The following is a 25,941-nucleotide window of genomic DNA, read 5'->3' as shown; positions in this document are numbered from 1 at the left end:
AAGCCAGAATAGAGGGGTGACCCAGACTCGGACAACCAGGCTGGAGCGGGGCCGCAGCGCCCTCGGACCCGCACTGGAGCTCGTACACACCGGACGCGCGCCCACCCGTGCCGTGCTGACCACCGAACTCGGCGTGACCCGTGCCACCGCGGGGGCGGTGGCCGCCGAACTCGAAGCGCTCGGCCTGATCACCGTCGACTCCCGACCGCACGCCTCCGCGGGCTCCCAAGGGCGGCCCTCCCACCGGTTGTCCCTCAACGACGGCGGCCCGGTCGTGCTCGCCGCGCAGATCCACGCCGACGGGTACCGCGCCGCCCTGGTCGGCCTCGGCGGCCGGATCGTCGCCACCACACCCAGCTGCGGCATCATCCCCGCGGACCCCGCGCACGTCCTCGCCGAGGTCGTCCAGGCCGGCGCGGCCCTGCTGCGCGACACCGGGCGGCGCTGTCTCGGCGCGGGCCTCGCGGTGCCCTCCGCGGTCGCCGAGCCCGACGGCGAGGCGCTCAACCCGCTCCACCTCGCCTGGCCCTCCGGCGCCCCGGTCCGCGAACTCTTCCTGCACGCGCTCGCCGACGCCGGCATCCCCGGCGTCACCGAGAAAATCGGCTTCACCGGCAACGACGTCAACCTCGGGGCACTCGCCGAACACCGGCACGGCGCCGGCCGCGGCGCCCGCCACCTGCTGTGCGTCGCCTCCGGGCACCGCGGCGTCGGCGGGGCGCTGGTGCTCGACGGCCGCCTGCACAGCGGAAGTTCCGGCCTCGCCCTGGAAGTCGGCCACCTCACCGTCAACCCCGAGGGTGCGCCCTGCCACTGCGGCAGCCGCGGCTGCCTGGACGTCGAAGCCGATCCGCTCGCCTTCCTCGTCGCCGCCGGCCGCGAACCGGGACCGGAGTTCTCCCTGCTCCACCAGGCCGGCGAACTTCTCCGCACCGCCTACGCCGACCCCGGCGTGCGCACCGCCGCCGACCTCCTCATCGACCGCCTCGGCCTGGGCCTCGCCGGCCTGGTCAACATCCTCAACCCGGACCGCATCATCCTCGGCGGCCTGCACCGCGTCCTCTTGGAGGCCGACCCCGAACGCCTCCGGGCGGTCGTCGCCGACCGCAGCCTCTGGGGCCGCAGCGGCGGGGTGCCGATCCTCCCGTGCAGCCTGGACCACAACAGCCTGGTGGGCGCGGCGGAGCTGGCGTGGCAACCGGTGTTGGACGATCCGTTGGTAGTGCATTGACGCGGTTCGCTTCTTCTTCCCACGTTTTTGTCTTTTCCGCCGTGGTGGTTGCGGTTTGCGCCTGGCGGCGCGGGCCTCTTCCCACGTTGTGGGGTTTTCCGCCGTGGGGCGTCTCGCTGTTGCGCCTGCGGCGCGGGCTTGTTGTCCGCTGCGCGGGGCGTTTGGGTGGCGGTGTCGGGCCTGCGGGGGTGGTGTGCAGGACTGCTGCGCTTTACGTCCTGCACACCACCCCCTCCGGCCCGCCCCCTCCCGTTGAGGGTGGGTTGAAAGACGGGGTGGGTGGTGGCAGGGCTCCGGTGGGTTGGTACTGGCCACCACTGCGCTAACTGCGGCGCATGAGTCCACCCGCGGAGCCGCAGGAACCCACCGGCGCAGGCCCCCGCTCACCCCTTTCCCACCCTCATACGGGAGGGGTCGGGTTGGGGGGAGGTGGGGTGCCCGGACGTAAAGCGCAGCAGTCCGGGCACCCCACCTCCCCCCAACCCGGCACCGCACCCCAACAAGCCCCGCGCAGCGGCAACGCGCCGCAGGCGCAAAGACAGTAGACCCCACGGCGGAAACAGAAAGATGGCGGTATGACGCATCAACCATGGACGGGAGTCCACGAGGATCTGCTGGTGGCGAAGGGCGCCGTGTACGAGCCGGGTGGTTTCGTCTGTTCGCTGCCGGTGCCCGAACCGGAGGGCGCCGAGTACGCGGCCTGCGCGTTCACGCTCGACGGCCAGGCGGTCCGGTTTCGGGTGGCGAAGACCACGCCGACGAAGGTGGGGCAGTTCGTCACCGTGTGGCAGCGGTCTGTGGAGGGGCCGATCCGGCCCTTCGACGTCGAGGACGGGGTGGACCTGTTCGTCATCAGCTGCCGCGCGGACGACGGTTTCGGTCAGTTCGTGTTCCCGCGCGAGGTGTTGTGCGGGAAGGACGTCGTCTCCCGCAACGGCTCCGGCGGGAAGCGCGGGTTCCGGGTCTATCCGCCGTGGGCGGCGACGACCAACCGGCAGGCGCGCAGCACCCAGGCGTGGCAGGTGGACCACTTCCTCGACCTCGGCCCGCACGGCCCGGCCGATCTGACGCGCGCCCGGACCCTCTACCACCCCTAGCGCTCGCCACGAACGTCGCTGTCGTCGGGTACCTCGGGTGCGCGGCGGTCGGTCAGACGAAGTGGAGGCGTTCGAGTTCGTCGCCGTCGGCCGGCCTGGTGTAGAGGGCGCCGCCGTCCTGGGTGACGCGTTCCAGGTAGGCGTAGATCTGTAGGGCGCGGTTGATGGTGTCCGTCTTGGTGTCGCCGGTGAGCTTGACGGCCTGGTCGAGTGCGGCGGCCGCCTTCGGGGCGAGGTTGACGGTGATGCGGGTCGGGCCGGCGTTCTGCCACTCCTGGGCAGCGGCTCCCTTGGGCAAGGTGGACATCTACGGCTTCCCCTTCGTCCGAACCGTCCGTGGCCCGACCCTGTCAGAGTCAGGCCCAACGCCTCCACGATGCCCGGTCGTACATACGCTGTCAAGCAATCGTATGTACGGTACGCGCATCATGACCGTACGAGGTGTGCGTTGCGTACGGACATCGTCCGGCACCGTCACCGGCGCGTGGGGGGATGAGTAACAGTCACGTAAGAGCACGGAAAGTCACGTTGATGTGCTCATGGGTGATCGATAGCGTCGAGGCGTGAGCGGTTTAGAAGAGGGAGGGCGGCTGAGGGGAGAGGGGCGGGAAATGGCCACCACGGATCTCGACCTCAGCCTGGAAGAACCCAGCAACCGGGCGGACGCGGCCGTGCTGAAGGAGAGCACCGGCCTGACCTTCAGGTGGGAACTCGGTCCCGCCAAGATGGAGGTCGTCACCGACGAGGCCCAATCGACGTCGCCGTCCGCGATCGGCGTCGCCATGCTGCTGCTGTCCGCGGGAAGCAGCGTGCCGGCCGTGGTCCTGGCGCTGGCCAACCAGGTGCTCCAGGCCCCCGCGGTGCTGATGGCCGTCGGCTCGATCGCGCTGTTCCTGGTGGTCTTCGCCACCGGCACGCTGTTGATGCTGTACGGCGGGGCGGTGCCGAAGTCCCGGTCGGCCGCCGCGTCGACGGACCGGCCGGCGCCGAGCCGGCGGCGGCGGATGCGCTGAGGCCGGACCGGTCCCGGTCCCGGCTGCGGCGCACCACCGGGCCGTAGGTCCGTGGGTCGGAGCGTCCGCGGGTCCGTCGATGCGGCAGCCGGTGGGTCAACGGCCGGCGGTCCGGCCCTCGTGGGGATGTCCTTCCAGGGGCCGGGGCCGCATGGTCACGGCCAGTTCGTCGCGAACGCCCGGGCCGGGTTGGCGCGCAGCATCCGTTCCACCGCGTCGGTGCCCACGGCGAGTTCCAGTCGCGGGCGGAGGCGGTGCAGCAGGTACGGCATGCCGGGGCCGCCGTTCACCGATCGGGCGCCGGCCGTCGTGGTGTCGCCGCCGAGCAGGATCCGGTCGGTGAACCCGGCGTCGCAGAGGGCCGCCACCGCGTCCGGGAGCCGCCAGTCCGTGGCGTGGTGGGCGCGTGAGGGGCCGTCGAAGGCGAGGTACGCGCCGGCCTCGGCGGCCATCCGGTGCACGGCGGCGTCGGGGGAACGGTTGAGGTGGCCGAGGACCACCCGGTGCGGCGGGACGCCGAGCGCGCCGCACAGCAGGTCGAGGACGTCCAGGGCCCCGGTGCCCAGCTCCAGGTGGATGCCGATGGTCGCGCCGGTCGCCCGATGGGCCTCGGCGGCGGCCGTCATGGTGCGTCGGGCGTGCCGGTCCAGGCCGTGGAAGCCGCCGGCCACCTTGATCATGCCGGCGCGGGGGCGGGCGTGCGGGGCGTCGGCGCCGCGGTCGGGGCCGATGCCTTCGGTCAGTTCGGCGACGAAGAGGGCGGCCGGATCCGCCAGCCCGGCCAGGAACTCCGGGGCGTAGTGCGCCGCTTGGTGGAGTCCGGTCGCGGCGACGACGGTCACGCCCGACTCCCGGGCCAGGCGTGGCAGTTCGGTCGCCCGCCGACCCATGCCGTGCGGCGTCCACTGGATCACCGCGGCGCCGCCGGCCGCCCGGAACGCGCGCAACTCGGCGGCGGCCGCCTCAGGGTCGGCCAGCTCCTGGCCCGGTAGTTGGGGACTGGCGAGGAACAGGTGGTCGTGCGCGTCGCAGACGCCGAGCTGCTCGGGGGCGAGGTCCCCGAGGACGGTGCGGAGGGTGGGGCCGGCGGTCGGCTCGGTGCGGCGGCCGGGTGTCGTGGCGGGCGGCGTGGTCACCACTGCCGCCCGGCGCCGAGCCGGTCGGTGCCCGGCGCGGACAGGTGCAGCACGCGGAAGCGCGCCCCGCCCGCGGACTCGGGGACGGGGCCGGCCCAGAGGGTGAAGTGCACCAGCCCCCAGCCGCGGGGGTCCAGGCCCAGGGCGGTGGTGTGCACGCCGTCCGCGGTCGCCGACTCCGCGTGTGCGGCGAGCGCGTCCGCCACGGCGGTCGCCACGTCGACGCCTTCCGGGAGCGGCGTGGCCCGCTGGGTGAACGAGTCGGGGACGCGGTCGGCCGCGGGCCCCGGCCGGTGGTACAGGCCCTGCCAGGTGTGGACCGTCGGTCGGCCGAAGTCGCGGACCACGCCGCGGAACCCGTCGCCGGTCAGGAAGCGGTTCATCCCCTCCTGGTCGGCCCAGAGGTAGAACGGGGCGTACTGGTTGACCGGGGAGCCGTCGGTGCCGCGCTCCCGGATGCCGTACGCCTTCAGGCCGAGGCCCGCGAAGTCGTCCAGCAGGTGGCCCTTGGTCCGCACCCGCCGGCGGATGATCTCCATGTCGTAGTCGGCGGGCAGCGTGACGCGGTATTGCATGGCGTGCATGGGGCTCCGTAGGGGAGGGAGGGCTGACGGGGCGGGTGCGTCAGGGGGCGACGGGCGGGGGTGGTGTGGCGTGCGTGGCCAAGAGGGCCAGCAGGCCGTGCACCGCGGCATCGAACGGCGCGGGGTCCTCGGCGGCCCGGGCCAGCACGTAGCCGCCCTGGACGACCGCGGCGACGCTCGCCGCGGTGGCCGCCGGGTCGAGGCCGGCGGCCAGTTCACCCCGGCGCTGGCCCTCGGCGAGGACCTCGGCGATCCGTCGCCGGAGCCAGTCGAACATCGCGTCCAACGGGGCCCGCAGCGCGGGGTCCTGCACCACGTCGCGGTCCTGCGTCATCCGCCCGATCGGGCAGCCGCGCAGCACCTCCCGCTCCCGCAGGAGGTAGGCCGCCACCCGGTCGTACGCCGTGCCCGGGGCGCTGAGGATCTCGTCGGTCGCCGTGCGCATGTCCTCGGCGGTGCGCCGGATCGCCGCCAGCGCGAGGTCGGACTTGCCGGCGAAGTGGTGGTACATGCTGCCCTGGCCCACCCCCGCGTGCTGAAGGATCGCCTTGGGGCTGGTGCCGACGTAGCCGCGCTCCCACAGGAGTTCCCGGGCGCTGGTGACGAGCCGTTCCTGCGTGCTGGACGGGGGCGTGCCGATCGCCGTGCCGTCGTTCTGGTGGTTGCCCATGCCGCGACTGTACATACCAGTAGTTACAAAGATCAAGGGTGGGATCGACGACGGCGCCGGGGGTTCGCCTACCTCCTGCCCCGGCGGGCGTACCTCCGGCGTCGTACGGGGAGTGCCGCCGGGCGTACGACGACGCGCGGGCCCGCGGCGACGAGTCTCGAAGGCAGGCAGTCGGCGCACCGCCCCCGGTCCACGGGCAGCGGGCGCCCGGCACGTCCCGTCAAGGAGTGGAACCCCATGAACGCACTGGCAGCACACTGGTCCGGCGGTGGCCCGGGCCCCTGGATCCTGTTCGTCCCACTCGTCTGGGCGGCGGTGGCCGTCGGCGTGGTGACCCTGCTGCGCCGCACCGTGTGGCGGCACGGCGGCCCCGGCCGGGCCTTCCGCGGCCCGTGGCCCGGTGCCAGGACCGCGCCCGGCGGCGACGCCCCGACCCCGATCGCCGTCCTGGGGCGCCGGTTCGCCGCCGGCGAGATCGACGAGGAGGAGTACTGGCGCCGGCTGTCCGTCCTGGAGGAGCACTTCGGCGGCGGCCGCAAGGCCGGCCCGGCCTGACGCGGCGCCCGCGGTCAGCCGACCCGCGCGCTCCGACTGCGGGGCCGGGGGTCGGCACCCGCCTCCTCCACCGGGGCGGGCGCCCAGTGCGGGTGCGGCGCCCGAGCCTCCTCCGGCGGGCTGGTCAGCGCGGGGAGGGTGAACCAGACGACCTTGCCCTGCGCGTGCGGGCGCACCCCCCAGTCCTCGCTGAGCGCCGCGATCAGGGCCAGCCCGCGTCCGCAGGTCTCCCAGCTGGCAGCGGCCCGCAGGCGCGGCATCCGGGGATCGAGGTCGTGCACCGAGACCGTCAACTGGTCCAGCAGCACGCACAGTTCGACGGTGCACTGCTTGCTGGGCCGGGCGTGCCGGTGGACGTTGGCGAGGAGTTCGGTGACCCCGAGGGCGGCCGGATCGACCAGGGCGTCGAGGTGCCAGTACCGCAGCTGCGCGGAGACGATCCTGCGCACGTGCCCGATCCGGGCCGGGACGGCCTGGACTTCCACCGTGCAGTGTCTGCTGGGCTGCCTGATCACGACCGCGACTCCCTGATGAGGCCGGGCACCCCTCGTACCGGGGAGGGGCGAAGATCGGAACCGGCGATGCCCGCTGCCCAACAGCGTCATCGCTGGTGAACCCTCAGTGATACGTGTCCAGAGTCGTGCAGCCGGTGCACCCCCGCAACCGCACCACCCCGGCCGCACCCGGCGTTCACGCGCGTGGCCGACGTGCGGCCTCCACCGCGTTGAGGAAGCGGTCGCGGGTGCCCAGGGTCAGCGAGTAGCGGTTGCCGTTGAGGACGGCGAGTGCGCGGTCCCGGGCCGCGAAGAGCGGTTTGTGGGCCTCCACCGCGCCGAGCGGGGCACTGTCGATCTCCGTGCCGTAGCTGGTCAGCAGCGACAGCCGGCCGCCGCTGATGCGGACCTGCCCCGCTCTGGTCAGTGAGCGCAACGCCCGCTCGATCCGCACGCCGGTCGCGTTGTACTCCGACTCCGCCATCGTCACCACTCCCCGATGTCGTGGGCGGGTGCCGTCCACCGCCCCCTAGGGAAGTTTGCCGCCACTGCGCGCCGTTCACCAGTGCCGTATGGGGCGCAGAGGCGCACAACACCCTTCCCCCAGGGCCTCCTTGGGGCCCCTCAAAGGGTTGTTTATGCAGGTGAGAAGCGTGCGCCGGGTGGTTATAGTCGAAACCTGCCCGGCCTTCCGGGCGGGCCCGTACACCCCTGGAGGAGCGCGCCGGTGAGCACCGCACGACAGCCGCAGAGCCGGACCGGGCACCCTGGACCCCAGGACGCCGCCCGCACGCCGCACCCGTCGGTCCTGCCGACCGTCGACGTGGACCGCTCGGATCCGGACTACCGGGACTGGCTCAAAGAGGCCGTCCGCAAGGTCCAGGCGGACGCCAACCGCACCGCCGACACCCACCTGCTGCGCTTCGCGCTGCCCGAGGAGTGGGGCATCGACCTCTACCTCAAGGACGAGTCGACGCACCCCACCGGCAGCCTCAAGCACCGGCTGGCCCGCTCCCTCTTCCTCTACGGGCTGTGCAACGGCTGGATCCGCCCCGGGAAACCGGTGATCGAGTCCTCCAGCGGCTCCACGGCCGTCTCCGAGGCGTACTTCGCCTCGCTGATCGGCGTCCCGTTCATCGCGGTGATGCCGGCCACCACCAGCCGGGAGAAGACCCGACTGATCGAGTTCCACGGCGGCACCTGCCACCTGGTCCAGGACCCGCGGACGGTCTACGAGGTGTCCGCCCGGCTCGCCGCTGAATCCGGCGGGCACTACATGGACCAGTTCACCTACGCCGAGCGGGCCACGGACTGGCGCGGCAACAACAACATCGCCGAGTCGATCTACCAGCAGTTGCAGCTGGAGCGCTACCCCGAGCCCACCTGGATCGTCGCCACCGCCGGCACCGGCGGCACCTCCGCGACCATCGCCCGCTACGTGCACTACATGCAGTACGACACCCGGATCTGCGTCCCCGACCCGGAGAACTCCTGCTTCTTCGACGGCTGGCTCACCGGCGACGCGGCGACCGACTGCGCCACCGCCTCCCGCATCGAGGGCATCGGCCGGCCGCGCATGGAGCCGAGCTTCGTGCCCGGTGCGATCGACCGGATGATGAAGGTCCCGGACGCGGCGAGCGTCGCCACGGTCCGCGCACTGGAGCGGGCGATCGGCCGCAAGGCGGGCGGCTCGACCGGCACCGGGCTGTGGAGCGCCCTGAGGATCGTCGCGGAGATGGTCGCCGAGGGCCGGACCGGGTCCGTGGTGACGCTGCTGTGCGACCCGGGCGACCGCTACCTCGACAAGTACTACTCCGACGACTGGCTGGCCGAGCAGGGGCTCGACATCGCCCCCTACGCCCGGACCGTCGAGCACTTCCTGGCCACCGGCTCCTGGGACGCCTGAGCCCGGTCCGGCCCGGGCGTCAGCTGCCCGTGAGCCGCCGGTCCAGCGCCCGTACCGAAGCGCGGAAGGAGCGGGCCAGGGCCGGCCGGGCCATCGGCATCAGCCAGCGGAACGCCGCCGGTCCGTCCGCCGCGAACGTCCACCGCAGCCGGGTCCCGGTGCCGGCCGGCGTCAGCCGCCAGTCCTCCAACAGGGCGCGCAGCACGGGGGCGTTGGTGCTGTCGACCCGGTAGGCGTAGCGCGCGCCCGGGTCGCTCGCCAACACCGTCTCGTCGAAGTGCGTGCCGCCGGTCAGCAGCACGTCGCGGCCCTGGCCGTCGCGGGTCGGCGCCGCCCGTGCCACGCCGGTGAACCAGTCGGCCCAGCCCGGTACGTCGCCCGCCAGGGCGGCGTAGACGGTCGCGGGCGGCGCGGCGGTCTCGGCGGTGAACACCAGCCGCAGCGGGGCCGATTCGACGAAGTCGAGCTCGACGGGACGGAGCCGTCGGGACATGGGACGAGCACCTCCTGGGGGACGGGGCTGACCAGCGCCGCACACCCTAGCCGACGCGAAATCAGTCGTCCGCGTCGGCCACCGGCTCGCCCGCCACCACCAGCTCCGTCGGCCGGTCGGCGAACTCCGCCCGCGCCGCGGCGGACAGCCCGGCGTCCGTCACCAGCACGTCCACGTCGTCCAGCGCGGCGAACGAACTCAGGCCGACCGTGCCCCACTTGGTGTGGTCGGCGACCACCACCACCCGGCGCGCGGACCGCACGAAGTGCCGGTTGGTCTCCGCCTCCGCGAGATTGGGGGTGGACAGCCCCGCCTCCACCGATATGCCGTGCACCCCGAGGAAGAGCAGGTCGAAGTGGAGCGAGCGGATCGCGGCGTCCGCCACCGGGCCGACCAGGGTGTCCGAGGGCGTGCGCATCCCGCCCGTCAGCACCACCGTCGCCGCTTCGGCCGGCGGGCGCCCGTCGCCGCCGCTGGCCGCGGCCCGCTGGGCGTTGTAGAAGACGTCGGCCACCCGCACCGAATTCGTCACCACCGTCAGCTCCGGCACCTCCAGCAGCCGCTGCGCCAGCGCGTACGCCGTCGTGCCGCCGGCCAGGGCGATCGCGCTGCCGGGCACCGCCAGTTCGGCCGCGGCCTTGGCGATCTCGGCCTTGGCGCCCGGCTCCAGCCCCGACTTCACCTCGAAGCCCGGCTCGTGGGTGCTGGGCTCGCTCACCGGGAGCGCGCCGCCGTGCACCTTCTCGATCATCCCTTGGCGGGCCAGTGCGTCCAGATCGCGACGGACCGTCATGTCGGAGACGTTCAGCCGGCGGGTGAGTTCGTTGACCCGCACGCCGCCCCGCCGCCTGACCTCTTCGAGGATCAGCGCCCGCCGCTGCTCCGCGAGGAGGTTCTGGTTGTCGCCCACCGCGGCCCGTCCCTTCCGCCCCGGCGCACCGCCCCGGGTCCCTGCGCCGGCTCTGCGCCGCCTGCGATCTCTGGTGCCCTCATCCTCGCACGAGGGTCCGACGGCGACCCCGGTCCGGGGCCGCCGCCCGCCACCGGCCACAACCGCCGCGCCGGGAACCGCAACCCGGGTGCGCGGGCTCCCAGAAGAGGGGAACAATTCCGAGGAGGGCGCACCGCACGACCGACCGCACCCGCCCGGAACCACACCACGCACCACGCACCACACCACGCACCGCACCGCACCGCACTGACATCGGGGGAGAGCCAGTGGAGACCGCGGCCACCACACCACCACCCGCCCGCGCAGCGCAGCCGGGCCCGCAGACCGAACCGCCACCCACCACCGCACCGCAATCGCAGCTCGCCCTGGAACTCCTCGTCCACGGCGTGGGCGGCACGACGCCGCAGGAGATGCTCGGCGACCCGCGCGTCCAGCGGATCACCGGTGACGACACCGCCGCCTGCTACCGCCGCACCGACGACGCGGACGCCGAGCAGCGGCCCGAGGACTTCCGGGCCCGTCCCGTCCGCGAGGCGTACTGCTGGTCCAACCTCACCTCCGGCAACGGCGCCCGCGCGCTCTGGCTGATCCTGCTGCCCTTCATGGTCGCCAACCTCGCGCACTGGATGCGCCCGGCCGCCCCGCCCGACCACCGCGGCCAGCGGATCTACGACCTCCTGGTGCGGCTGCTCGCCCTGAGCCTCACCGTCCTCCTGGCCGCGGCCGCCTGCGAGGTCGCCCTCGACCTCAGCGCCTGGCAGTGCGCCGGCACCCCGGTCTGCGCCACCGGCAAGTCCTGGCTGGGCTTCCTCAACCCCGCGGACGGGGGCTGGTGGAGCGCCCCGGGCCGCCGGCTGGTGCTCGCCTGCGTGCTGCCGCTGACCGTCATCGGCTTCCTCTGGTGGCTCTCGCACCGCACCTGGAGCGCCTACGAGTCCGCCTCACCGCCGCCGCGGCGCCCCGGCGCCGCCCGCGGCACCCCCGCCCACGAACGCACCGCGCTCGGCCTCGACGGCTTCTGGTACGGCCGCCGGCTGGTCGCCCGGCTGCGCGCCGCGCACACCACGGCCGGTGTGCTGACCGTCTCCGCGGCCCTGCTCGTGGCCGCCCTCCGGGCCGACCGGCGGGCCGGCGCCGGCCCGCTCACCGCCGTCGGCCAGACCCTGAGCGGGCTCCTGCTGCTGCTCGCCGCGGTCACCCTGACCGTCGTCTGGCGCACCGCCCGCAGCGAAGCGACCCGCGACGAGGAGTCCGACCGGCTCGCGGTGCGGGCGCTGCCGTACGCCGCGCTGGCCGCGTTCGCGCTCACCGCCGGCTACGCGGCCTGGGCACGACCGGCGGTCCACAGTGCCGGCCCGCTGCCCGGGGTGGCGGCGTTCGGCGGGATCGCCGTCTGCCAGGGCGCGCTGGTGCTGGCCCTCGCGGTGACGGCCTGGTTCCTCCAGCGCGCCTCCCACGACGAGGCCCGCACCGCACTGCGCGGCATGGGCGGCCCGGCCGTGGCGCTGTTGTCCTGCGCGGTCGCCGGGGTGCTGTCCGGGGGCGTGGCCCAGCGGTTCGCGGACTGGATCGACGGCCCGGCCACGCCCGGCCAGCGCCACGCGCCGATCCCCGGGCCGCCGGTGCTGCTCTCCTGGCAGGCGTCGGTCCTGCCCGTCCTGTTGCTCGTGGTCGCCGCCGTCGTCGCACTGGCCGGGGTCCGGGTGCTGGTCGTCCGCAAGCAGGTCGCCGAGGACGTTCCCGGCCTCTACGACCCGCGCGAGCGCCCCGACGTGCTGCGCACCGAACGCATCGCGGGCACCATCGCCCGCGCCGGGCTCACCGACGCGGCCCCCGTCCTGGTGGCCGCCATCGCCGCCGTCACCCTCGTCCTGGGCGCCGGTGCGGTGGCCGGCGCCTGGCTCACCGACCTGGCCCCCGGCCGCGCCGCCGAGGGCTCGGCGCCCTTCGTGCACGCCGCCGCCCAGACCGCCGAAGCTCTCGGCTCCTGGTTGATGGGCGCCGGGGTGATCCTGCTGCTCACCATGGGTCGGCGCGCCTACCGCGACCACTCCGCCCGCCGCACCATCGGCATCCTCTGGGACGTCGGCACCTTCTGGCCGCGCGCCGCGCACCCCTTCGCGCCGCCCTGTTACGCCGAGCGCGCCGTCCCCGACCTGACCTGGCGGATGGCCACGTGGACCGAGCAGTGCGACGGCCGGTTGGTGATCTCCGGCCACTCCCAGGGCAGCGTGCTGGCCGCGGCCGCCGTCTGGCAACTGGACCTGGTCACCCGCAGCCGGGTCGCCCTGCTCACCTACGGCAGCCCGCTGGAACGCCTCTACGGCCGTTGGTTCCCCGCCTACTTCGGCCCGCCCGCGCTCTCCGGCCTGCACCGCGAGATGGACGACTGGCGCAACCTGTGGCGCTTCACCGACCCCATCGGCGGCCCCATCCGGCTCACCAGCGAGGACGGCCGGGCGGTCGACGAGGGACCGCTGCGCGACCCGCTGGCCTTCGGGCGCACCCTGCAGAACCCGCTGCCCGCCCAGATCCTGGGCCACGGCGACTACCAGGCCGATCCGGTCTTCGACCGGGTGCGCGCCGACCTGCTCGCCCGGCTGGAGTCGGGCATCTTGGGCCGCCGCACCAACGAGGCCGGTGCTCAGGGGAGTTCGGGCAGGTCCTCGGCGTAGAGGAGGGTCAGGTCGTCGGTGCTCGGCTCGGCGAGCGCGGCGACCCGGCCCGCGTGCCGCTCGACCATCGCCTCGAACGTCTGCCGCGCGGTCCGGCCGTTGCCGAACGCCGGGCCCTTGGGCAGCGTGGTGAAGTACTTGAGCAGCGCCTCGCCGGCGCCGTCGGCGAGGCGGTACTCGTGCTCCTCGCCCTGCTGCTCGACGATCCTCAGCAGCTCCTCCGGGGCGTAGTCGCCGAACCTGATGGTGCGGGAGAAACGCGAGGAGATGCCGGGGTTGACGGCCAGGAACCGTTCCATCTCCGCGGTGTAGCCGGCCACGATCACCACCACCGCGTCCCGGTGGTCCTCCATCAGCTTCACCAGGGTGTCGATGGCCTCCTTGCCGAAGTCCCGCCCGGAGTCCTCGGGGGAGAGGGCGTACGCCTCGTCGACGAACAGCACCCCGCCGCGCGCCCGGTCGAACGCCTCCTGGGTGCGGATCGCCGTCGAACCGATGTGCTCGCCCACCAGGTCCACCCGCGACACCTCGACCAGGTGCCCGCGCTCCAGTACTCCCAGGGCGTGCAGGATCTCGCCGTAGAGCCGGGCCACCGTGGTCTTGCCGGTGCCGGGGGAGCCGGTGAACACCAGGTGCCGGCGGGCCGAGGCGGCCTTCAGGCCGGCCTCCTGCCGGCGGCGCCCCACCTCGATCATGTTGATCAGGGTGCGCACCTCCCGCTTGACGCTGTCCAACCCCACGAGGGTGTCCAGCTCGCCCAGCACCTCCTCGGAGGGGCGGCCGGGCGCCGGCGCGTCCGGCGGCGCGGGGGCGGCCGGGGCCGAGCGCGGCGCCGGGACGTTGCCCAGCAGCCCGGCCGTCTGGGTCGCCTGCTGCACCGTCGGCGTGGTCAACGTCGGCGCCTGCGTGGTGCGGCTCTCGTCGCTGGTGCAGTCCTCGACGGTGGGGCCGGCGCCGGTGCCGTGCGCGTCGGAGAACTCGTAACCGCCGCGCGCACAGCGCTCCGTGCGGCACCGGGTCAGCGTCGTCCGGCAGCCGTCGATCACGTGGAAGCCGAAGCCGGAGCTGCCGGTGACCCGGCAGTTGTGGAAGGTGCCCCGGCCCTCCGCCGAGACGTAGAAGCCGGCCTCGGCGGGCGAACTGACCGTGCAGCCCTCGATGTTGGGGTCCGCGCCCTTGGTGACGATGACGCCGGTCTGCGCCCCGTCGATGGTGCAGTTGGCGAGCGTGCCGCCGCTGCCGTGGTCGCGGAACCACGCTCCGGTCGAGGCCTCCCGGATCCGGCAGTCGTCGAGTTGGACGGTGGCGCCGTCGCTCACCGACACCGCGGTGTTGCGGACCTGCGCGAGGTCGCAGTCCACGACGTCCGCCCGGGAACCCCGGTCCAGGACGAACAGCGCGTCGGGGACGTCATGCACCCGCGTCGAGTCCAGCACCGCGGTCGCACCGTCGCTGACCCACACCGCCGGGTAGTCGCCGGTGCTGTCGTGGATCTCGCACTGGTTGGCGTCCACCCGGGTGCCCGGGTCCCACACGGACAGGCCGTTCCGGCCGAAGTGCCGCACGGTGCTGCGGGTCAGCGTCAGCACCGACCGGGACCGCAGGTCCACCGCGTTCTCCGGGACGTCGTGGATGTCGCAGTCGGCGAGGGTCAGCACCGCGTCGGTGTCCAACGTGACCCCGTCGGCGGTGGTGCGGTGCACCGTGCAGTCGGTGAGGTGGCCGGTGGCCCGGGCCGCGACCTGGATGCCGGCGCCCTTGATCTCGTACAGCTCGCAGCCGACCGCCTCGATCGCGGTGCCGTCGCCGGTCAGCGACAGCCCCGCGCCGGAGGAGTGGTGGATCCGGCAGTTCTCCAGCCGCGGGTGGGCGCCGCCGCGCACCGCCACCCCTGCCTGGCCGGCCGCCATCACCTCGCACTCCTCGAAGAGCCCGCCGGCCCCGTCCAGGATGCTGATGCCGACCCCGCCGGCGTTGTCGACCGTGCAGCGCCGCACCGTCGGCCGGGCCCCGCCGCGCACCTCGATCCCCGCCGCGGACCGGGTCACCACCCGGATGTCGGCCAGTTCGGGGGCGCCTTCCTCCACCAGCAGCGCCGGCGACGCCGAGTCGGTCGCCTCCAGGTGCAGGTCGTGGACGGTGGCCGAGGCCCGTATCGTCAGCGCCACCCCGTCGGCCGGCGCGATCCGCACCGACCCGCGCGCCCCCTCCGGACCGCGCAGCGTCACCGCCCGCTGAAGCACGAGGTTCTCCCGGTACGTCCCCGCCGGCACGGTCAGCACGTCGCCGTCCCCGGCGGCTTCCAGGGCGGCGGCGAGCGAGCTGTACTCACCGGTGCGGCGCCGCCATCGCGACGTTCCGGAGTGCGTCACCTGGACCGAGCCCTGTGCCATGGCGGTGTCGTGTCCCCACTTCGTACGGCAGATGTCGCCCCGGCCGCCATCCGTCCGCGGATGTCCGCTTTGAGGTCTGCGGGGCACCAGCCGAGAGGCTGGGTGCACCACCGTAGCGCGCTCGGAGGGCGCCAGTTGACACGGTCCACCGCCTGATCAGCCATGCCTCAACTCCCGGCGCCGGCCCGGCCCCAGTCCTGCCCGGCGCGCGCCCAGGCCGCGTCCCAACGGCGGAACCGACGGGCCATCAGCCGCCGTACGACCAGCCGCCGGCCGCCCTCGACCAGCGCGCCGGCCGCCGCCGCGGCGCCCCCGCCGGCCAGCACCGCGTGCGCCGCCGCGGTGTCCTCGTCCATCGGCCGGGTCACCGCCCGCCCCTGCTCGTCGGCCCAGATCCGGAACCGGTCACCGGGGTCCGCCGGGCGCGGCGCGGTCACCTCCCCGCTCCGCGGGCGGCCGTCCGGTCCGGGCCAGTGGGCGCGGACCCGCAGGTGCGCGTCGCGCTGCGGGGCCGTCTCGGGGTCGGGATCGGCGGGGGCGTCGGACGCCGGCCCGTCCGCGGTCGCCCACACCAGGCGGCGCTGGTGCTGCTGGAGCCGTACGGCCTCCGACAGTGCGCCGTGCGCGGCCCGGCCGGTGAACCAGCCGGCGGCGGGCGCCCCGACCGCGATCAGCAGGGCGGCGGCCAGCGCCACCCAGGCTTCCAGTCGATCCGTCCCGCGTCGCAGCGGGTTGCGCCGCCAGCGCCAGATGCCCGTGACCGCCTGCATCGTGCCCCCTCCGTCGTCGTCCGTGCACACCGCGACCGGGACGCCCGTGCGTCCCCGCCGGGAACGCACGGGCCGACCTGTCAACGGCCTTGCCGGCGCCGCCCGTTGCTGGAGGCGGGAAGGCCCGCGGGGCCGCGTCCCGAACGCCCGGCGGCGCGGTCAGGACAGCCGGACCGCCACCGTCACCACCGCGCCCCGCCGGTCCGCCGTGCCGGTGCCCGGGGCGACCGCGAACCGGTCCGCCACCAGCCGCGCCAGCCACAGGCCCCGCCCCTTCGGCGCACCGTCCAGCCCCGGCAGCAGCTCCGGGATCACCGCTTCGCTGAAGCCGGGGCCGGCGTCGCTGATCCGGCACTCCAACTCGTCGCCGACCCGTTGCAACACCAGGCGCCCGGAACCGCCGGCGTGCTCCACGGCGTTCCCCGCGATCTCGTCCACCGCCAGGACGAACTCCCCGCGCCGCGGTTCGTTCAGCCCCTCGCGGGCGGCGCACTCCTCGACCAGCAGCCGCAGCTGCGGCAGCAGCCGCGCGGTGAAGCGCCGCTGCAGCAGCCGGCGTCCGGGCTCCTCGGCCGGTACCTCCGCCTGACCGTGTCCGGCCGGTTCCGGGTTCAGCACGGCCGTACCACCTCCCTCGCCGCCAGCCGCGGCACCGCATCGGCGCCGAGCCGGCGCAACGTCCGGTGCTGCCCGCGGTCGCAGCACACCTCGACCAGATCGTGGCCCGTGGCGCCCCGGACCAGGGTGAGCAGACCTACCGCGCAGCCCACCGAAAGGAAGTGCAGCCGTGTGAGGTCCACGGTGAGCCGGCGGGCCGCCGCCGTCCGGGCCAGCGCGATCTCCAGCGACCTGACGAACCCGGCCCGGTTGGCGGCGTCCGCCTCGCCGACGAAGGAGACCGCCCCATGCGGCCCGGACACCGTCCGCAGGCTGCCCAACCGCTCCAGTACGGCGCGCGGGTGGGCCTGCTGCATCGCGGCCACCACCGCCGGGTCGAACCGGCGGCGGTCGTACGCGCAGACCTCGGTGTACGGCCGCCCGGCGAACAGTGCGTGGGCGCCGGACTCGCGGCGGGCCACCGCGGCCACGTCGGCGCCGAGCGCGGCCACCCAGCCCATGTCGATGAAGGCCCGCAGGCCGCCGTACCCCTCGGCCCGCGCCCGGTCGACCGCCGCGTGCAGCTGCGCCATCTGGCGGTCGGCGGTGAACGCGGCGTCCGGTCCGATCAGTTCCCGCATGCTGGTGATCCGCAGCTGGCCGCGTTCGCGTGCCCGGGCGGTGCTGCCGCCGGGGAAGTCGATCCTGGCCAGCACCTCTTCTTCCGGCACGGCCGGACAGGGCAGGACCAGCACCTGCTCGCCGCGGGCCAGCCCGAGCCGGACGAAGGCGGTGACGGCCTCCCAGCGCACCTCGTCGTCGCCGTAGCTGACGAAGGCATGGTCCCCGGGGCGCAGGTGTTGGACGGGGATGAGGCGATCGCTCAACGCGTCCCTGGCAGGCATCGGCACAACAGCTCTCTGTCTCCCCCCGCGGCCCGTCCCGTCGGCGGCGCTGAGCGCTCACTGTAGGCAGCCGCCGACCGGCCCGCAACGGAGCCCGCGGCGGTCGCGCGCGGACCGTCAGTCGAGTATCTCGAACGGGTCGCCGATGCGGAGCGTGCCGGCTCCGCGCGGGATCAGATTCTGGCCGAACACGAGCTGGCCACCGAAGCGTCGGTGGCGGGCGAGGGTCCGCAGCGGCTCCTTGCCGCGCTCGGCGGTGAGCTGGTCGGTGGTGGTCACCACGCAGCGACCGCTGGGCTTGGCCACCTGGAACTCGACCTCGCCGATCCGCACCCGCCGCCAGTGGTCCTCCGCCCAGGGCGCGGTGCCCTCGATCACCACATTGGGCCGGAAACGGTTCATGGGCAGGGGCCCCTCGGCGGCCCGGGTGCCGTCGGCGATGAGGGCGTTGAGGGCGGTGAGGGAGGCGGTGGTGGTCAGCAGCAGGGGGAAGCCGTCGGCGAAGCTGACCGTGTCGCCCGGCTCGCCGTACTCCGGGTCCACCGGGCGGCGCTTCTCAGGGGCGTCCATGTGCACCAGTCGGCACGCGACGCCCAGGAAGCCGTGCCACCACGCGGCCGCCTCCGGGCCCGCGGGCACCGCCTCGACCACGTCACTGAAGACCTCGACCGCCACCGTGCCCACCGGCTCGGGAACCTCGACCACCAGCGCCGGCATGCCCGGTGCGGTCAGCCGCAGGCCGCCGCCGGGCAGCTCCTCGGCCCGGGCCAACGCCAGCCGCGGCTGCTGGCGTTGGGTGATCTGCCGGCCCTCGGCATCGGCCACCAGCCACCGTCGGTCCCCGGCGAGCCCCCACGGTTCCACCACCGCTTCGCCGGGACCTGACCCCGTGAGGGCCTTGACCGGGTAGACGTGCAGCGACTGGACCTGTGGCGTGGGCATGCCCCCCATCCTGCCAGCCGCTTCGCACCACTGCTCGATCGGTCGGCTCAGTACCCGCGCGGGTACTGGCGGCCGTATCCCGGGTCGTCGAACGGCGAGGCGGGCCGCGGTGCGACCGGGGCGGCCGGACGCATCGCCTCGTACCCCGTGCCCGGAGCCGGGCGCTGGTGTTGCTGCGGGGGCGGGTAGCCGCGGTTCCCGGCCTGCTGCGGGATGTACGGCGCCGGGGCGTGCTGCAACGGTGCGACCGGTTGCGCCGCGGCGCCCGGGTACCCGTGGCCGGCCGCCGGCGCGGAGGGCGCCGGGGGCAGCGCCGGCAGTGCCGAGGGCAGCGCCGGCAGCGAGGAACCGGTCTCCCACGGGGAGGGGTTCACGCGGATCGGGGCGATCTGCGGGGTGCCCCGCTCCGCGACGAGGCTGTCGTAGATGGGGGTGTCCGGGAAGGAGGGCGATGCGTAGTAGCCGCCGCTGTAAGTGGAGCGGGGGGAGGTCATGCCTCATAAGTTAAGCCCACGATGTGTCGATTGGGGAGCCTGACAAGAGGGTTGTTTTACGGGTTCGGAGCGGCCCCGGGTCACCAAAGTGAGCGAACTTGTGAAAATCGGTCGCGATCGCCCGTAGGGATCGTGTAAAGACCCTGCTTCCCGCAGATGAACGGTGGGCGTTCGGGGCGTTCCGGGCCAAGTAGGTTGGAGGCAGCCACCGCTGACGGGGGCACGGACGCTCCACGACGACGGGGACGACAGGAAGGTGCGGCGATGTCGATGCTCAAGGGCGGCAACGTTGTGGTGCCGGCGCCGGCGGTCCGGGTGGAACTCGGCTGGCGGTCCGGCCCCGGGACGCCCGACGTGGACGCCTCGGCGCTCCTGCTGGTGTCCGGGCGGGTCCGCAGCGACGCCGACTTCGTCTTCTACAACCAACCGGAGCACTCCTCCGGAGCGGTGCGCCACGAGGGCAAGCGGCCGGCCGGCGCGGCGGTGACCGACGTCCTGCACGTGGACCTGGCCGCCGTCGAGTCGGCCGTCGACTCCGTGGTGCTGGCCGCCTCCGCCGACGGCGGCGACTTCGGCGGCGTGCCCGGACTCTGCGTGCGGGTGCTGGACGCCTCCGACGGCGCCGAACTGGCCCGGTTCGAGAGCCGGGACGCCACCACCGAGACCGCCTTCGTGCTCGGCGAGCTCTACCGCCGGCAGGGCGGCTGGAAGTTCCGCGCGGTGGGGCAGGGGTACGCCACCGGGCTCGCGGGGCTGGCCACGGACTTCGGCATCAGCGTGGCGGACGCGCCCCCGGTAGCGCCCGCGCCGGCGCCCGCCCCGGCCGCCGTTCCGCCACCGCCGGTGGCGCCCCCGGTGGCCCCGCCGGTGCCGTCCGCCGCCCCGCCGTTGCCGACCGGTCAACCGGTGGCGTCAATTCCGCCCCCGCTGGGCCACGGTGCGCCGGCGCCCGCGCCCGGTCCCGTCCGCCTGACGAAGGTCACCCTGACGAAGGAGGCGCCGGCCGTTTCGTTGACGAAGCAGGGGGGCACGTCCGGCGCGATGCGGGTCAACCTCAACTGGAGCGCGGGCGGTGCCGGCAAGCGCCTCGGCAAGAAGTTCGGTCGCAAGGCGATGGAGGCACTGGGCGCCCGCGGCGCGCTGCTGCCGTCCTCCGGCGACCTCGACCTCGACCTGTGCGCGCTGTACGAACTCAGCGACGGGGCGGCCGGGGTGGTGCACCCGCTCGCCCACGCATTCGGCGACCTGCACGCCCCGCCGTACATCCAGCTCGACCGCGACGACCGCACCGGCGCCGTCGCCACCGGCGAGAACCTCACCATCAACCTCGACCACCAGGCCCGCTTCCGGCGCATCCTGATCTTCGTGACGATCTACGCCGGCGCCCGCAGCTTCGAGGGCCTGGACGCCACCGTCACCCTCCAGCCGCAGCACGGCGCCCCGGTCGAGTTCACCCTCGACGCCTGCACCGTGCCGGCCACCGTCTGCGCCCTGGCCCTGATCACGAACACCGGCGGCGAGCTGGTCGTCCAGCGCGAGGCCCGCTACCTGGTCCCCGAGCCGGGCGTCAGCCCCCAGCGGACCGTCGACCACGCCTACGGCTGGGGCCTGAACTGGTCCCCGGCCAGCAAGTGACCGCTCAGGGCGCGCCGTAGGTGCGGCCCTTCCACGCGGCGCCGCGCCCCCGGTAATGCTGCACCGCCGAGTCCACGGTCATCAGGAGGTAGAGCAGCGCGGTGAACGGGAGCAGCGGCGCCGCCCAGGGGGGCTGCCGGTAGTACCGCAGCATCGGCAGGTACGTCCCGCACATCACCGCCCAGGCCGCGCCGCCCAGCGCGGCCACCACCGGGGTGCCGGTCGCGAGCCCGGCCAACAGGGCGGCCGGCGGCGCCAGATAGACCAGTGCCAGCCCCAGGACGGTGCCCAGCAGGAGCAGCGGGTGGTGCCGCAGCTGGGCGTAGGCGCTGCGGGAGACCATCCGCCACAGTTCCGCGAGCCGCGGATAGGGGCGCACGCTGGTCACCCGGTCCGCCAGCCCCAGCCAGACGGTTCCGCCGGCCCGCCGCACCGCCCGCGCCAACGACACGTCGTCGATCACCGCGTGCCGGATCGCCTCCGGCACGCCGGCCCGCTCCGCGGTCTGGTTCCGCAGCAGCACGCAGCCGCCGGCGGCCGCCGCGGTCCGGGCGCCGGGCCGGTTGATCCACCGGAACGGGTAGAGCTGCCCGAAGAAGTACACGAAGGCCGGCACGACCAGCCGCTCCCAGAAGGTCGCCACCCGTAGCCGGGCCATCTGGGACACCAGGTCCAGCCCCGCGGAGCGGGCCGCGGCGACCAACTCCCGCAGGCTGTCCGGCGCGTGGGCGATGTCCGCGTCGGTCAGCAGCAGGTACTCCGGTGCGGTGCGCTCCCGCGCCAGCGCGATGCCGTGCCGCACCGCCCACAGCTTCCCGGTCCAGCCGGGCTCGGGCTCGCCGGGTGAGGCGACGGTCAACGGCAGCCCGCCCCCGGCGGCGGCCAGCTCACGGGCGAGCGCGCCGGTCCCGTCGGTGCTGCCGTCGTCGATCAGGAAGACCTCCGCCCGGCCCGGGTACTTCTGCGCCAGCAGCGTCGGCAGGCTCGCCGGCAGCACCGCGGCCTCGTCCCGCGCCGGCACCACCACCGCCACCGACGGCCAGCGGTCCGGGTCGCGACGGTCCGGCAGCCGGACGTCGGTCCGCCAGAAGAAGCCCTGTCCCAGCAGCAGCCACAGCCAGGCCAGCAGCGACCCGGCGCCGATCCACTCCATCGCTTCCACGGCCGCAGTCTGCCCCACCGGGGCCGCCGCGGACCGGCGCTCGACACGCCCTCCCGGGGCCCGCGGCCCGGCGGTCGCCCCGGCCCGGTATGACAAACGGGACGGGCCGTTGAGTAAAGTGTCCGGGTGAAGATCGCGCTGATGGACTCCGGAACCGGCCTGCTCCCGGCGGCCGCCGCCGTACGGCGCCTGCGGCCCGACGCGGACTTGGTGCTCTCCACCGACCCCGACGGCCTGCCGTGGGGCCCGCGCACCCCTGACGACGTCACCGCGCACGCCCTGGCCGTGGCCCGGGCCGCCGCCGCGCACCGCCCGGACGCGCTGATCGTCGCCTGCAACACGGCCTCGGTGCACGCGCTGCCCGCGCTCCGCGCCGCACTGGAACCGGACATCCCGGTCATCGGCACCGTTCCGGCGATCAAGCCCGCCGCGGCCGGCGGCGGTCCGGTCGCCATCTGGGCCACCCCGGCCACCACCGGCAGCCCGTACCAGCAGGACCTCATCGCCCGGTTCGCCCAGGGCGTCGAGGTCACCGGCGTGCCCTGCCCGGGCCTCGCCGACGCGGTCGAGCAGGCCGACGAGGCCGCGATCGAGGCCGCGGTGACGGCCGCCGCGCAGCTCACCCCGCGCGAGGTCCGGGCCGTCGTCCTGGGCTGCACCCACTACGAACTGGTCGCCGAGCGCATCCGCGCCGCCGTCCAGCAGGCCGGCAACCCGCCGCTGGTGCTGCACGGCTCCGCCGAGGCGGTCGCCGCCCAGGCGCTGCGCCGCATCGGTGCCGAGCCGGCCCCCGCGGCCGCTCCCACCGGGACCCTCGGCGTGCTCCTCAGTGGCCGTCCGGGTGCCCTGCCCGAGGTGGTCCTGGCCTACGAGGAGGGCCGGCTGCTCGCCGGCGCCGTCCCGGCCGCGCCGTACACCGCCTGACCCGACGGCCGGCGCACCGCCGCGTTCCGGCGCCCTGCCCCTGGGTGCGAAGGCGCGTACGCTGCGTCTCATGAGGGACCACCCCCACGAGGGGGCCGCAGCCCCCGACGAGCACGGCACGACGAGCGGCGTCCCGGCCGGTGTCCGCCCGGCCGGTGGCTCCCATGCGGAGATTCCCGAGGTCTGGCACGGCCGGGCCTCGAACCGCGTCCAGTGGCTGTTGGCCGGTGTGGGCGCCGCCTGCCTGGCACTGGGCATCGAACTCGCGGTCAACAGCACCTGGACCTCCGGCCTGGCGCCCCTGGTGATGGCGGTGGTGGGCTGCGTCGCGGCCGGTCTGCTGGTGATCTTCGGCACCCTCGCCTTCGTCCACGTCGCGGTCCGGGTCGACGCCGACGCCCTGGAGGTGCGGTGCGGCCACATAGGAGTGCCGCGCCGCCGGATCCCCCTGGACACCGTCGTCGGCGCCGACTTCGCGCCCCGCGTCACCCCGCGCCACTGGGGCGGTTGGGGCTACCGCTGGCGGCCCGAGCAGGGCACGGCCGTGGTCGTCCGGCGCGGCGAGGCGATGGTGCTCCGGCTCGGCGACGGGCGCACCTTCACCGTCACGGTCGACGACGCCGAGGGCGCGGTGCGCTGCGTGCGCGAGCGGCTCCGGCTGCGCCGCCCGGCGTCGACGGCATAGCGCCGCGACCGGCATCGCCCGGGGCCCCGGCGCGTCCGGTGGCGTCGTCCGCGCGGCCGGGGGCGCTCCCACCGGTCCCGTAGGGTCGGTGCATGGCGATCCCCGACTTCATCCGTGACCTCCGGACCGACATCGGCACGAAGCTGCTGTGGCTGCCGGGGGTGAGCGCGGTGGTGTTCGACGACGCGGGCCGGGTGCTGCTGGGCAAGCGGGCCGACACCGGCGGCTGGTCGGTGATCGGCGGCATCCCCGACCCCGGTGAGCAGCCCGCCGAGACCGCGGTCCGAGAGGTGTACGAGGAGACCGCGGTGCGCGTCGTCCCCGAGGGTGTGGTCCTCGTCGAGACCATGCCGCCGACCCGCTACCCCAACGGCGACGTGTGCCAGTTCATGGACGTGACGCTGCGTTGTCGGGCGGTGGGCGGCGAGGCGAGGGTCAATGACGACGAGTCGCTGGAGGTCGGCTGGTTCGCGCCGGACGCCCTGCCGCCGCTGGACGACTACGCGCTGCACCGGATCGAGAAGGCCCAGGCGGCCGGCCCGACGTGGTTCCAGGGCGCGGCGCAGCCGGAGCCCGAGGCGGCCGGCTGACGACGACCGGGGTCACAGCTCCGTCGTCGACGGCTCCTCCATCGGGAGCGACGAGTCGTCGGGCAGTCCGGGCAGCTGTGAGGAGTCCGGCGGACCGCCGGGGCCGCCGCCCTGCCCGGTGTCCTCGGTGTGCATCGCGCGTTCGCCCCGGCGGCACTCGGTGACCCAGGTGCCGGTCGGCCCGCCGTCGTACTGGCAGGACCAGCCGCGCACGGCCAGCGCCGGCGGTGGTCCGCTCGACTGCGGCGGCGCCTTGCGGAAGAACTCCGCCATCACCGTCCGCGCCTCCGTGCAGCCCACCGTGCCGGCGGCGCCGGGGTCCGCGAACAGCGCCACGCCGTGTGCCTGCCCCAGGACGTCGGAGAGTTCGCCGCAGCTCACCGGCTGGCCCGGGATGGTGGGGGAGTCCTGCGGGGCGGGGGTGGTGTTCGGGGCCGAGGCGGCCGGTGCGTCTGCCGGGTGGTCCCCGCCCGCGCAGCCGGCGGCGGCCAGGGCGAGCAGCACGGTCGGCACGGCGATCAGCCTGTGCATGGCGGCCTCCTCGTGGCGGTGCGGCGTCGGCGCTCCGCGTCGTTCGACGCTAGGAGGCCGGGTGCGGCGGGGCGATCCGGGGCGGCCGTTCGGGTGACGTGCGGCGGACCGGGCGGCGTCCTGCGCGGCACTGTTCCGGCGCCGGCCGCACTGCGATCATGCGCAGATGACCGCGATCAGCAATCCCGGCACGCCGGATGCCCCGGGCCCGGTGTCCCTCGCCCTGCACGGCCGGACCGCCCTGGTCACCGGCGCCGCCAGCGGCATCGGACGGGCCTGCGCCCGCCGGCTGGCGGCGGCCGGCGCCACCGTGCGGGCGGTGGACCGGGACGCCGCCGGGCTCACCGCACTGGCGGACGGGCTGCCGGCCGGCACCCCGGGCACCGTCGAGCCGCTCCCGCTGGACCTCACCGACCTGGACGCCGCGGAGCGGGTCGCGGCCGGCAGCGACGTGCTGGTCAACAACGCCGGCATCCAACTCGTCCGGCCCATCGAGGACTTTCCGCCGGAGGTGTTCCACGAGGTGCTGACCGTGATGCTGGAGGCGCCCTTCCGGCTGCTGCGCGGGGCGTTGCCGCACATGTACCGGCAGGGCTGGGGCCGGATCGTGAACGTCTCGTCCGTGCACGGCCTGCGGGCCTCGCCGTTCAAGTCCGCGTACGTCGCCGCCAAACACGGTCTGGAGGGGCTGTCGAAGACGGCCGCGCTGGAGGGGGCCGCGCACGGCGTGACCAGCAACTGCGTCAATCCCGGATACGTCCGCACGCCCCTGGTGGAGCGGCAGATCGCCGATCAGGCCGCGGCGCACGGCATCCCCGAGGAACGGGTGCTGACCGAGGTCCTGCTGGTCGACTCGGCGCTCAAACGGCTGATCGAGCCCGAGGAGGTCGCCGAGGCGGTGGCGTTCCTGTGCACCCCGCAGGCGTCGTACATGACCGGGGCGTCGCTGGCGCTGGACGGGGGCTGGACCGCGCACTGAGCGGTGCGGCGGCCCGGGCTTTGCGGATGCGGCCCGTGGCGTGCTGCGGCAGCGTGGTGGCGGAGCCCCGCGCCCGTCGGGGCTCCGCACCCTCCCCACCGAACGAAGGAGTTCGCCATGGCCGACAAGGGCTCGATGGACAAGATGAAGGGCAAGGCCAAGGAGATGACCGGCAAGGCCACCGGCAACGAGCGGATGGCCGCCGAGGGCCGCACCGACCAGGCCAAGGGCAAGACCAAGGGCGCCGTGCACAGCGCCAAGGAGAAGGCCCGGGGCGTGCAGGACTCGCTCAAGGACCGCGACGACGCCTCCTGAGCCGACGTGGCGCGACGGCGCCGGCCGCGGGCCCCTGTGGATGCGCACCACAGGGGCCCGCGGCCGTCTTCGGCCGGTGTTCCGGCACGGTCGGGCGGGGTTACGTACGGAAATGGCCGGAGGGGTGCGGGATTGCGCGGGCTGCTGGTGGGAGCCCCAACAGGGGCGCCGGGCGCAGGATTTCGGCCAACCGCCATACTGCGAGCGATCCTG

The 25,941-nt window shown here is 74.6% G+C and carries 28 protein-coding genes; 12 read left to right on the top strand and 16 right to left on the bottom strand.

The window, feature by feature from the left end; translation table 11 throughout:
• Positions 1-16: 16 nt before the first annotated feature.
• Complete coding sequence (locus ABD385_RS24585; RefSeq protein WP_344579828.1) at positions 17-1,231, top strand: ROK family protein; 1,215 nt, start codon at positions 17-19, stop codon at positions 1,229-1,231.
• Between the two features lie 575 nt (positions 1,232-1,806).
• Positions 1,807-2,328 carry a MepB family protein gene (locus tag ABD385_RS24580; RefSeq protein ID WP_344579827.1) on the top strand — a complete coding sequence of 174 codons (522 nt, stop codon included), beginning with the start codon at positions 1,807-1,809 and terminating at the stop codon, positions 2,326-2,328.
• A gap of 52 nt (positions 2,329-2,380) precedes the next feature.
• Here ABD385_RS24580 and ABD385_RS24575 read toward each other — a convergent pair whose 3' ends face one another.
• Complete coding sequence (locus tag ABD385_RS24575; protein WP_344579825.1) at positions 2,381-2,635, bottom strand: ribbon-helix-helix domain-containing protein; 255 nt, start codon at positions 2,633-2,635, stop codon at positions 2,381-2,383.
• A gap of 304 nt (positions 2,636-2,939) precedes the next feature.
• Here ABD385_RS24575 and ABD385_RS24570 point away from each other — a divergent pair, with 304 nt between their 5' ends.
• Positions 2,940-3,341 carry a hypothetical protein gene (locus tag ABD385_RS24570; RefSeq protein WP_344579823.1) on the top strand — a complete coding sequence of 134 codons (402 nt, stop codon included), beginning with the start codon at positions 2,940-2,942 and terminating at the stop codon, positions 3,339-3,341.
• A 155-nt stretch (positions 3,342-3,496) separates the two neighbouring features.
• On the opposite strand, the gene ABD385_RS24565 is transcribed toward ABD385_RS24570, so the two are convergent.
• Genes ABD385_RS24565 through ABD385_RS24555 form a run of 3 tightly spaced genes read right to left on the bottom strand, consistent with a single transcriptional unit; the run spans position 3,497 to position 5,731 of the window.
• Positions 3,497-4,477, bottom strand: coding sequence for a phosphotriesterase family protein (locus ABD385_RS24565; protein ID WP_344579822.1), 981 nt, complete (start codon positions 4,475-4,477; stop codon positions 3,497-3,499).
• Positions 4,474-5,061: a DUF4865 family protein gene (locus tag ABD385_RS24560; protein WP_344579820.1), complete on the bottom strand. Its 588-nt coding sequence runs from the start codon at positions 5,059-5,061 to the stop codon at positions 4,474-4,476. Before ABD385_RS24560 ends, ABD385_RS24565 begins: the two co-directional genes overlap by 4 nt.
• A gap of 40 nt (positions 5,062-5,101) precedes the next feature.
• Entirely contained in the window at positions 5,102-5,731 is a 630-nt protein-coding gene (locus ABD385_RS24555; RefSeq protein ID WP_344579818.1) for a TetR/AcrR family transcriptional regulator, read from the bottom strand.
• A gap of 237 nt (positions 5,732-5,968) precedes the next feature.
• Between ABD385_RS24555 and ABD385_RS24550 the strand changes: the two genes are divergently transcribed.
• Positions 5,969-6,286, top strand: coding sequence for an SHOCT domain-containing protein (locus ABD385_RS24550; protein WP_344579817.1), 318 nt, complete (start codon positions 5,969-5,971; stop codon positions 6,284-6,286).
• 14 nt (positions 6,287-6,300) lie between these two features.
• Here the strand turns inward: ABD385_RS24550 and ABD385_RS24545 are convergent, their stop codons facing one another.
• Positions 6,301-6,801 (bottom strand): ATP-binding protein, encoded by a 501-nt coding sequence (locus ABD385_RS24545; protein ID WP_344579814.1) that lies wholly within the window; start codon positions 6,799-6,801, stop codon positions 6,301-6,303.
• A gap of 175 nt (positions 6,802-6,976) precedes the next feature.
• Positions 6,977-7,264: a hypothetical protein gene (locus ABD385_RS24540; protein WP_344579812.1), complete on the bottom strand. Its 288-nt coding sequence runs from the start codon at positions 7,262-7,264 to the stop codon at positions 6,977-6,979.
• 324 nt (positions 7,265-7,588) lie between these two features.
• On the opposite strand from ABD385_RS24540, the gene ABD385_RS24535 reads away from it, so the two are divergent.
• On the top strand, positions 7,589-8,686 hold the full coding sequence (locus ABD385_RS24535) for a PLP-dependent cysteine synthase family protein (RefSeq protein ID WP_344579855.1): 1,098 nt from the start codon (positions 7,589-7,591) through the stop codon (positions 8,684-8,686).
• A 19-nt stretch (positions 8,687-8,705) separates the two neighbouring features.
• Here the strand turns inward: ABD385_RS24535 and ABD385_RS24530 are convergent, their stop codons facing one another.
• Both ABD385_RS24530 and ABD385_RS24525 read right to left on the bottom strand, forming a co-directional pair.
• Positions 8,706-9,179 (bottom strand): SRPBCC family protein, encoded by a 474-nt coding sequence (locus tag ABD385_RS24530; protein WP_344579810.1) that lies wholly within the window; start codon positions 9,177-9,179, stop codon positions 8,706-8,708.
• 61 nt (positions 9,180-9,240) lie between these two features.
• Positions 9,241-10,089 (bottom strand): DeoR/GlpR family DNA-binding transcription regulator, encoded by an 849-nt coding sequence (locus tag ABD385_RS24525; RefSeq protein WP_344579807.1) that lies wholly within the window; start codon positions 10,087-10,089, stop codon positions 9,241-9,243.
• 308 nt (positions 10,090-10,397) lie between these two features.
• On the opposite strand from ABD385_RS24525, the gene ABD385_RS24520 reads away from it, so the two are divergent.
• Complete coding sequence (locus tag ABD385_RS24520; RefSeq protein ID WP_425585462.1) at positions 10,398-12,806, top strand: hypothetical protein; 2,409 nt, start codon at positions 10,398-10,400, stop codon at positions 12,804-12,806.
• Here ABD385_RS24520 and ABD385_RS24515 read toward each other — a convergent pair.
• From ABD385_RS24515 to ABD385_RS24490, 6 genes are all read right to left on the bottom strand, one after another.
• Positions 12,776-15,199 carry a right-handed parallel beta-helix repeat-containing protein gene (locus ABD385_RS24515; protein ID WP_344579806.1) on the bottom strand — a complete coding sequence of 808 codons (2,424 nt, stop codon included), beginning with the start codon at positions 15,197-15,199 and terminating at the stop codon, positions 12,776-12,778. The two genes, ABD385_RS24520 and ABD385_RS24515, sit on opposite strands and share 31 nt — an antisense overlap.
• Positions 15,200-15,366: 167 nt before the next feature.
• The gene (locus ABD385_RS24510) at positions 15,367-15,969 is read right to left on the bottom strand and encodes an Rv1733c family protein (RefSeq protein ID WP_344579804.1); all 603 of its coding nucleotides are present in this window, start codon (positions 15,967-15,969) and stop codon (positions 15,367-15,369) included.
• A gap of 159 nt (positions 15,970-16,128) precedes the next feature.
• Complete coding sequence (locus ABD385_RS24505; RefSeq protein ID WP_020931230.1) at positions 16,129-16,587, bottom strand: ATP-binding protein; 459 nt, start codon at positions 16,585-16,587, stop codon at positions 16,129-16,131.
• Entirely contained in the window at positions 16,581-17,471 is an 891-nt protein-coding gene (locus ABD385_RS24500) for an MEDS domain-containing protein (protein ID WP_344579802.1), read from the bottom strand. The genes ABD385_RS24505 and ABD385_RS24500 overlap by 7 nt, the downstream gene beginning before the upstream one ends.
• A 117-nt stretch (positions 17,472-17,588) precedes the next feature.
• Positions 17,589-18,413, bottom strand: coding sequence for an MOSC domain-containing protein (locus tag ABD385_RS24495; RefSeq protein ID WP_344579801.1), 825 nt, complete (start codon positions 18,411-18,413; stop codon positions 17,589-17,591).
• A gap of 47 nt (positions 18,414-18,460) precedes the next feature.
• Positions 18,461-18,907: a DUF6643 family protein gene (locus ABD385_RS24490; RefSeq protein WP_344579799.1), complete on the bottom strand. Its 447-nt coding sequence runs from the start codon at positions 18,905-18,907 to the stop codon at positions 18,461-18,463.
• Positions 18,908-19,171: 264 nt separating this feature from the next.
• Here ABD385_RS24490 and ABD385_RS24485 point away from each other — a divergent pair, with 264 nt between their 5' ends.
• Positions 19,172-20,542 carry a TerD family protein gene (locus tag ABD385_RS24485; protein WP_344579797.1) on the top strand — a complete coding sequence of 457 codons (1,371 nt, stop codon included), beginning with the start codon at positions 19,172-19,174 and terminating at the stop codon, positions 20,540-20,542.
• Between the two features lie 4 nt (positions 20,543-20,546).
• Here the strand turns inward: ABD385_RS24485 and ABD385_RS24480 are convergent, their stop codons facing one another.
• On the bottom strand, positions 20,547-21,695 hold the full coding sequence (locus ABD385_RS24480; RefSeq protein WP_344579851.1) for a glycosyltransferase: 1,149 nt from the start codon (positions 21,693-21,695) through the stop codon (positions 20,547-20,549).
• Positions 21,696-21,830: 135 nt separating this feature from the next.
• On the opposite strand from ABD385_RS24480, the gene ABD385_RS24475 reads away from it, so the two are divergent.
• The 3 genes from ABD385_RS24475 to ABD385_RS24465 all read left to right on the top strand — a co-directional run bounded on the left by ABD385_RS24475 (position 21,831) and on the right by ABD385_RS24465 (position 23,903).
• Positions 21,831-22,628, top strand: coding sequence for a glutamate racemase (locus ABD385_RS24475; RefSeq protein ID WP_344579795.1), 798 nt, complete (start codon positions 21,831-21,833; stop codon positions 22,626-22,628).
• A 70-nt stretch (positions 22,629-22,698) separates the two neighbouring features.
• Positions 22,699-23,313, top strand: a complete 615-nt coding sequence (locus ABD385_RS24470; protein ID WP_344579793.1) for a hypothetical protein — start codon at positions 22,699-22,701, stop codon at positions 23,311-23,313.
• A gap of 92 nt (positions 23,314-23,405) precedes the next feature.
• Positions 23,406-23,903, top strand: a complete 498-nt coding sequence (locus ABD385_RS24465) for an NUDIX hydrolase (RefSeq protein WP_344579789.1) — start codon at positions 23,406-23,408, stop codon at positions 23,901-23,903.
• Between the two features lie 12 nt (positions 23,904-23,915).
• Here the strand turns inward: ABD385_RS24465 and ABD385_RS24460 are convergent, their stop codons facing one another.
• Complete coding sequence (locus ABD385_RS24460; RefSeq protein ID WP_344579786.1) at positions 23,916-24,434, bottom strand: hypothetical protein; 519 nt, start codon at positions 24,432-24,434, stop codon at positions 23,916-23,918.
• Positions 24,435-24,600: 166 nt separating this feature from the next.
• On the opposite strand from ABD385_RS24460, the gene ABD385_RS24455 reads away from it, so the two are divergent.
• Both ABD385_RS24455 and ABD385_RS24450 read left to right on the top strand, forming a co-directional pair.
• Entirely contained in the window at positions 24,601-25,413 is an 813-nt protein-coding gene (locus ABD385_RS24455) for a 3-hydroxybutyrate dehydrogenase (RefSeq protein ID WP_344579783.1), read from the top strand.
• Between the two features lie 117 nt (positions 25,414-25,530).
• On the top strand, positions 25,531-25,728 hold the full coding sequence (locus ABD385_RS24450; RefSeq protein ID WP_344579780.1) for a CsbD family protein: 198 nt from the start codon (positions 25,531-25,533) through the stop codon (positions 25,726-25,728).
• Positions 25,729-25,941 lie beyond the last annotated feature (213 nt).

The organism is Streptomyces lunalinharesii (assembly GCF_039532155.1).
Classification (GTDB): domain Bacteria; phylum Actinomycetota; class Actinomycetes; order Streptomycetales; family Streptomycetaceae; genus Streptomyces; species Streptomyces lunalinharesii.
The sequence above is the reverse complement of the archived record's forward strand: the minus strand, read 5'-3'. Positions and strand labels throughout refer to the sequence as shown.

Bases quoted from the DNA above. Each gene is read 5' to 3' on its own strand.
- ABD385_RS24515 (WP_344579806.1), bottom strand. From the start codon at position 15,199: ATGGCACAGGGCTCGGTCCAGGTGACGCACTCCGGAACGTCGCGATGG.
- ABD385_RS24485 (WP_344579797.1), top strand. From the start codon at position 19,172: ATGTCGATGCTCAAGGGCGGCAACGTTGTGGTGCCGGCGCCGGCGGTC.
- ABD385_RS24510 (WP_344579804.1), bottom strand. From the start codon at position 15,969: ATGCAGGCGGTCACGGGCATCTGGCGCTGGCGGCGCAACCCGCTGCGA.
- ABD385_RS24465 (WP_344579789.1), top strand. From the start codon at position 23,406: ATGGCGATCCCCGACTTCATCCGTGACCTCCGGACCGACATCGGCACG.
- ABD385_RS24580 (WP_344579827.1), top strand. From the start codon at position 1,807: ATGACGCATCAACCATGGACGGGAGTCCACGAGGATCTGCTGGTGGCG.
- ABD385_RS24460 (WP_344579786.1), bottom strand. From the start codon at position 24,434: ATGCACAGGCTGATCGCCGTGCCGACCGTGCTGCTCGCCCTGGCCGCC.
- ABD385_RS24540 (WP_344579812.1), bottom strand. From the start codon at position 7,264: ATGGCGGAGTCGGAGTACAACGCGACCGGCGTGCGGATCGAGCGGGCG.
- ABD385_RS24455 (WP_344579783.1), top strand. From the start codon at position 24,601: ATGACCGCGATCAGCAATCCCGGCACGCCGGATGCCCCGGGCCCGGTG.
- ABD385_RS24500 (WP_344579802.1), bottom strand. From the start codon at position 17,471: ATGCCTGCCAGGGACGCGTTGAGCGATCGCCTCATCCCCGTCCAACAC.
- ABD385_RS24570 (WP_344579823.1), top strand. From the start codon at position 2,940: ATGGCCACCACGGATCTCGACCTCAGCCTGGAAGAACCCAGCAACCGG.
- ABD385_RS24470 (WP_344579793.1), top strand. From the start codon at position 22,699: ATGAGGGACCACCCCCACGAGGGGGCCGCAGCCCCCGACGAGCACGGC.
- ABD385_RS24560 (WP_344579820.1), bottom strand. From the start codon at position 5,061: ATGCACGCCATGCAATACCGCGTCACGCTGCCCGCCGACTACGACATG.
- ABD385_RS24490 (WP_344579799.1), bottom strand. From the start codon at position 18,907: ATGACCTCCCCCCGCTCCACTTACAGCGGCGGCTACTACGCATCGCCC.
- ABD385_RS24530 (WP_344579810.1), bottom strand. From the start codon at position 9,179: ATGTCCCGACGGCTCCGTCCCGTCGAGCTCGACTTCGTCGAATCGGCC.
- ABD385_RS24480 (WP_344579851.1), bottom strand. From the start codon at position 21,695: ATGGAGTGGATCGGCGCCGGGTCGCTGCTGGCCTGGCTGTGGCTGCTG.
- ABD385_RS24550 (WP_344579817.1), top strand. From the start codon at position 5,969: ATGAACGCACTGGCAGCACACTGGTCCGGCGGTGGCCCGGGCCCCTGG.
- ABD385_RS24555 (WP_344579818.1), bottom strand. From the start codon at position 5,731: ATGGGCAACCACCAGAACGACGGCACGGCGATCGGCACGCCCCCGTCC.
- ABD385_RS24575 (WP_344579825.1), bottom strand. From the start codon at position 2,635: ATGTCCACCTTGCCCAAGGGAGCCGCTGCCCAGGAGTGGCAGAACGCC.
- ABD385_RS24450 (WP_344579780.1), top strand. From the start codon at position 25,531: ATGGCCGACAAGGGCTCGATGGACAAGATGAAGGGCAAGGCCAAGGAG.
- ABD385_RS24495 (WP_344579801.1), bottom strand. From the start codon at position 18,413: ATGCCCACGCCACAGGTCCAGTCGCTGCACGTCTACCCGGTCAAGGCC.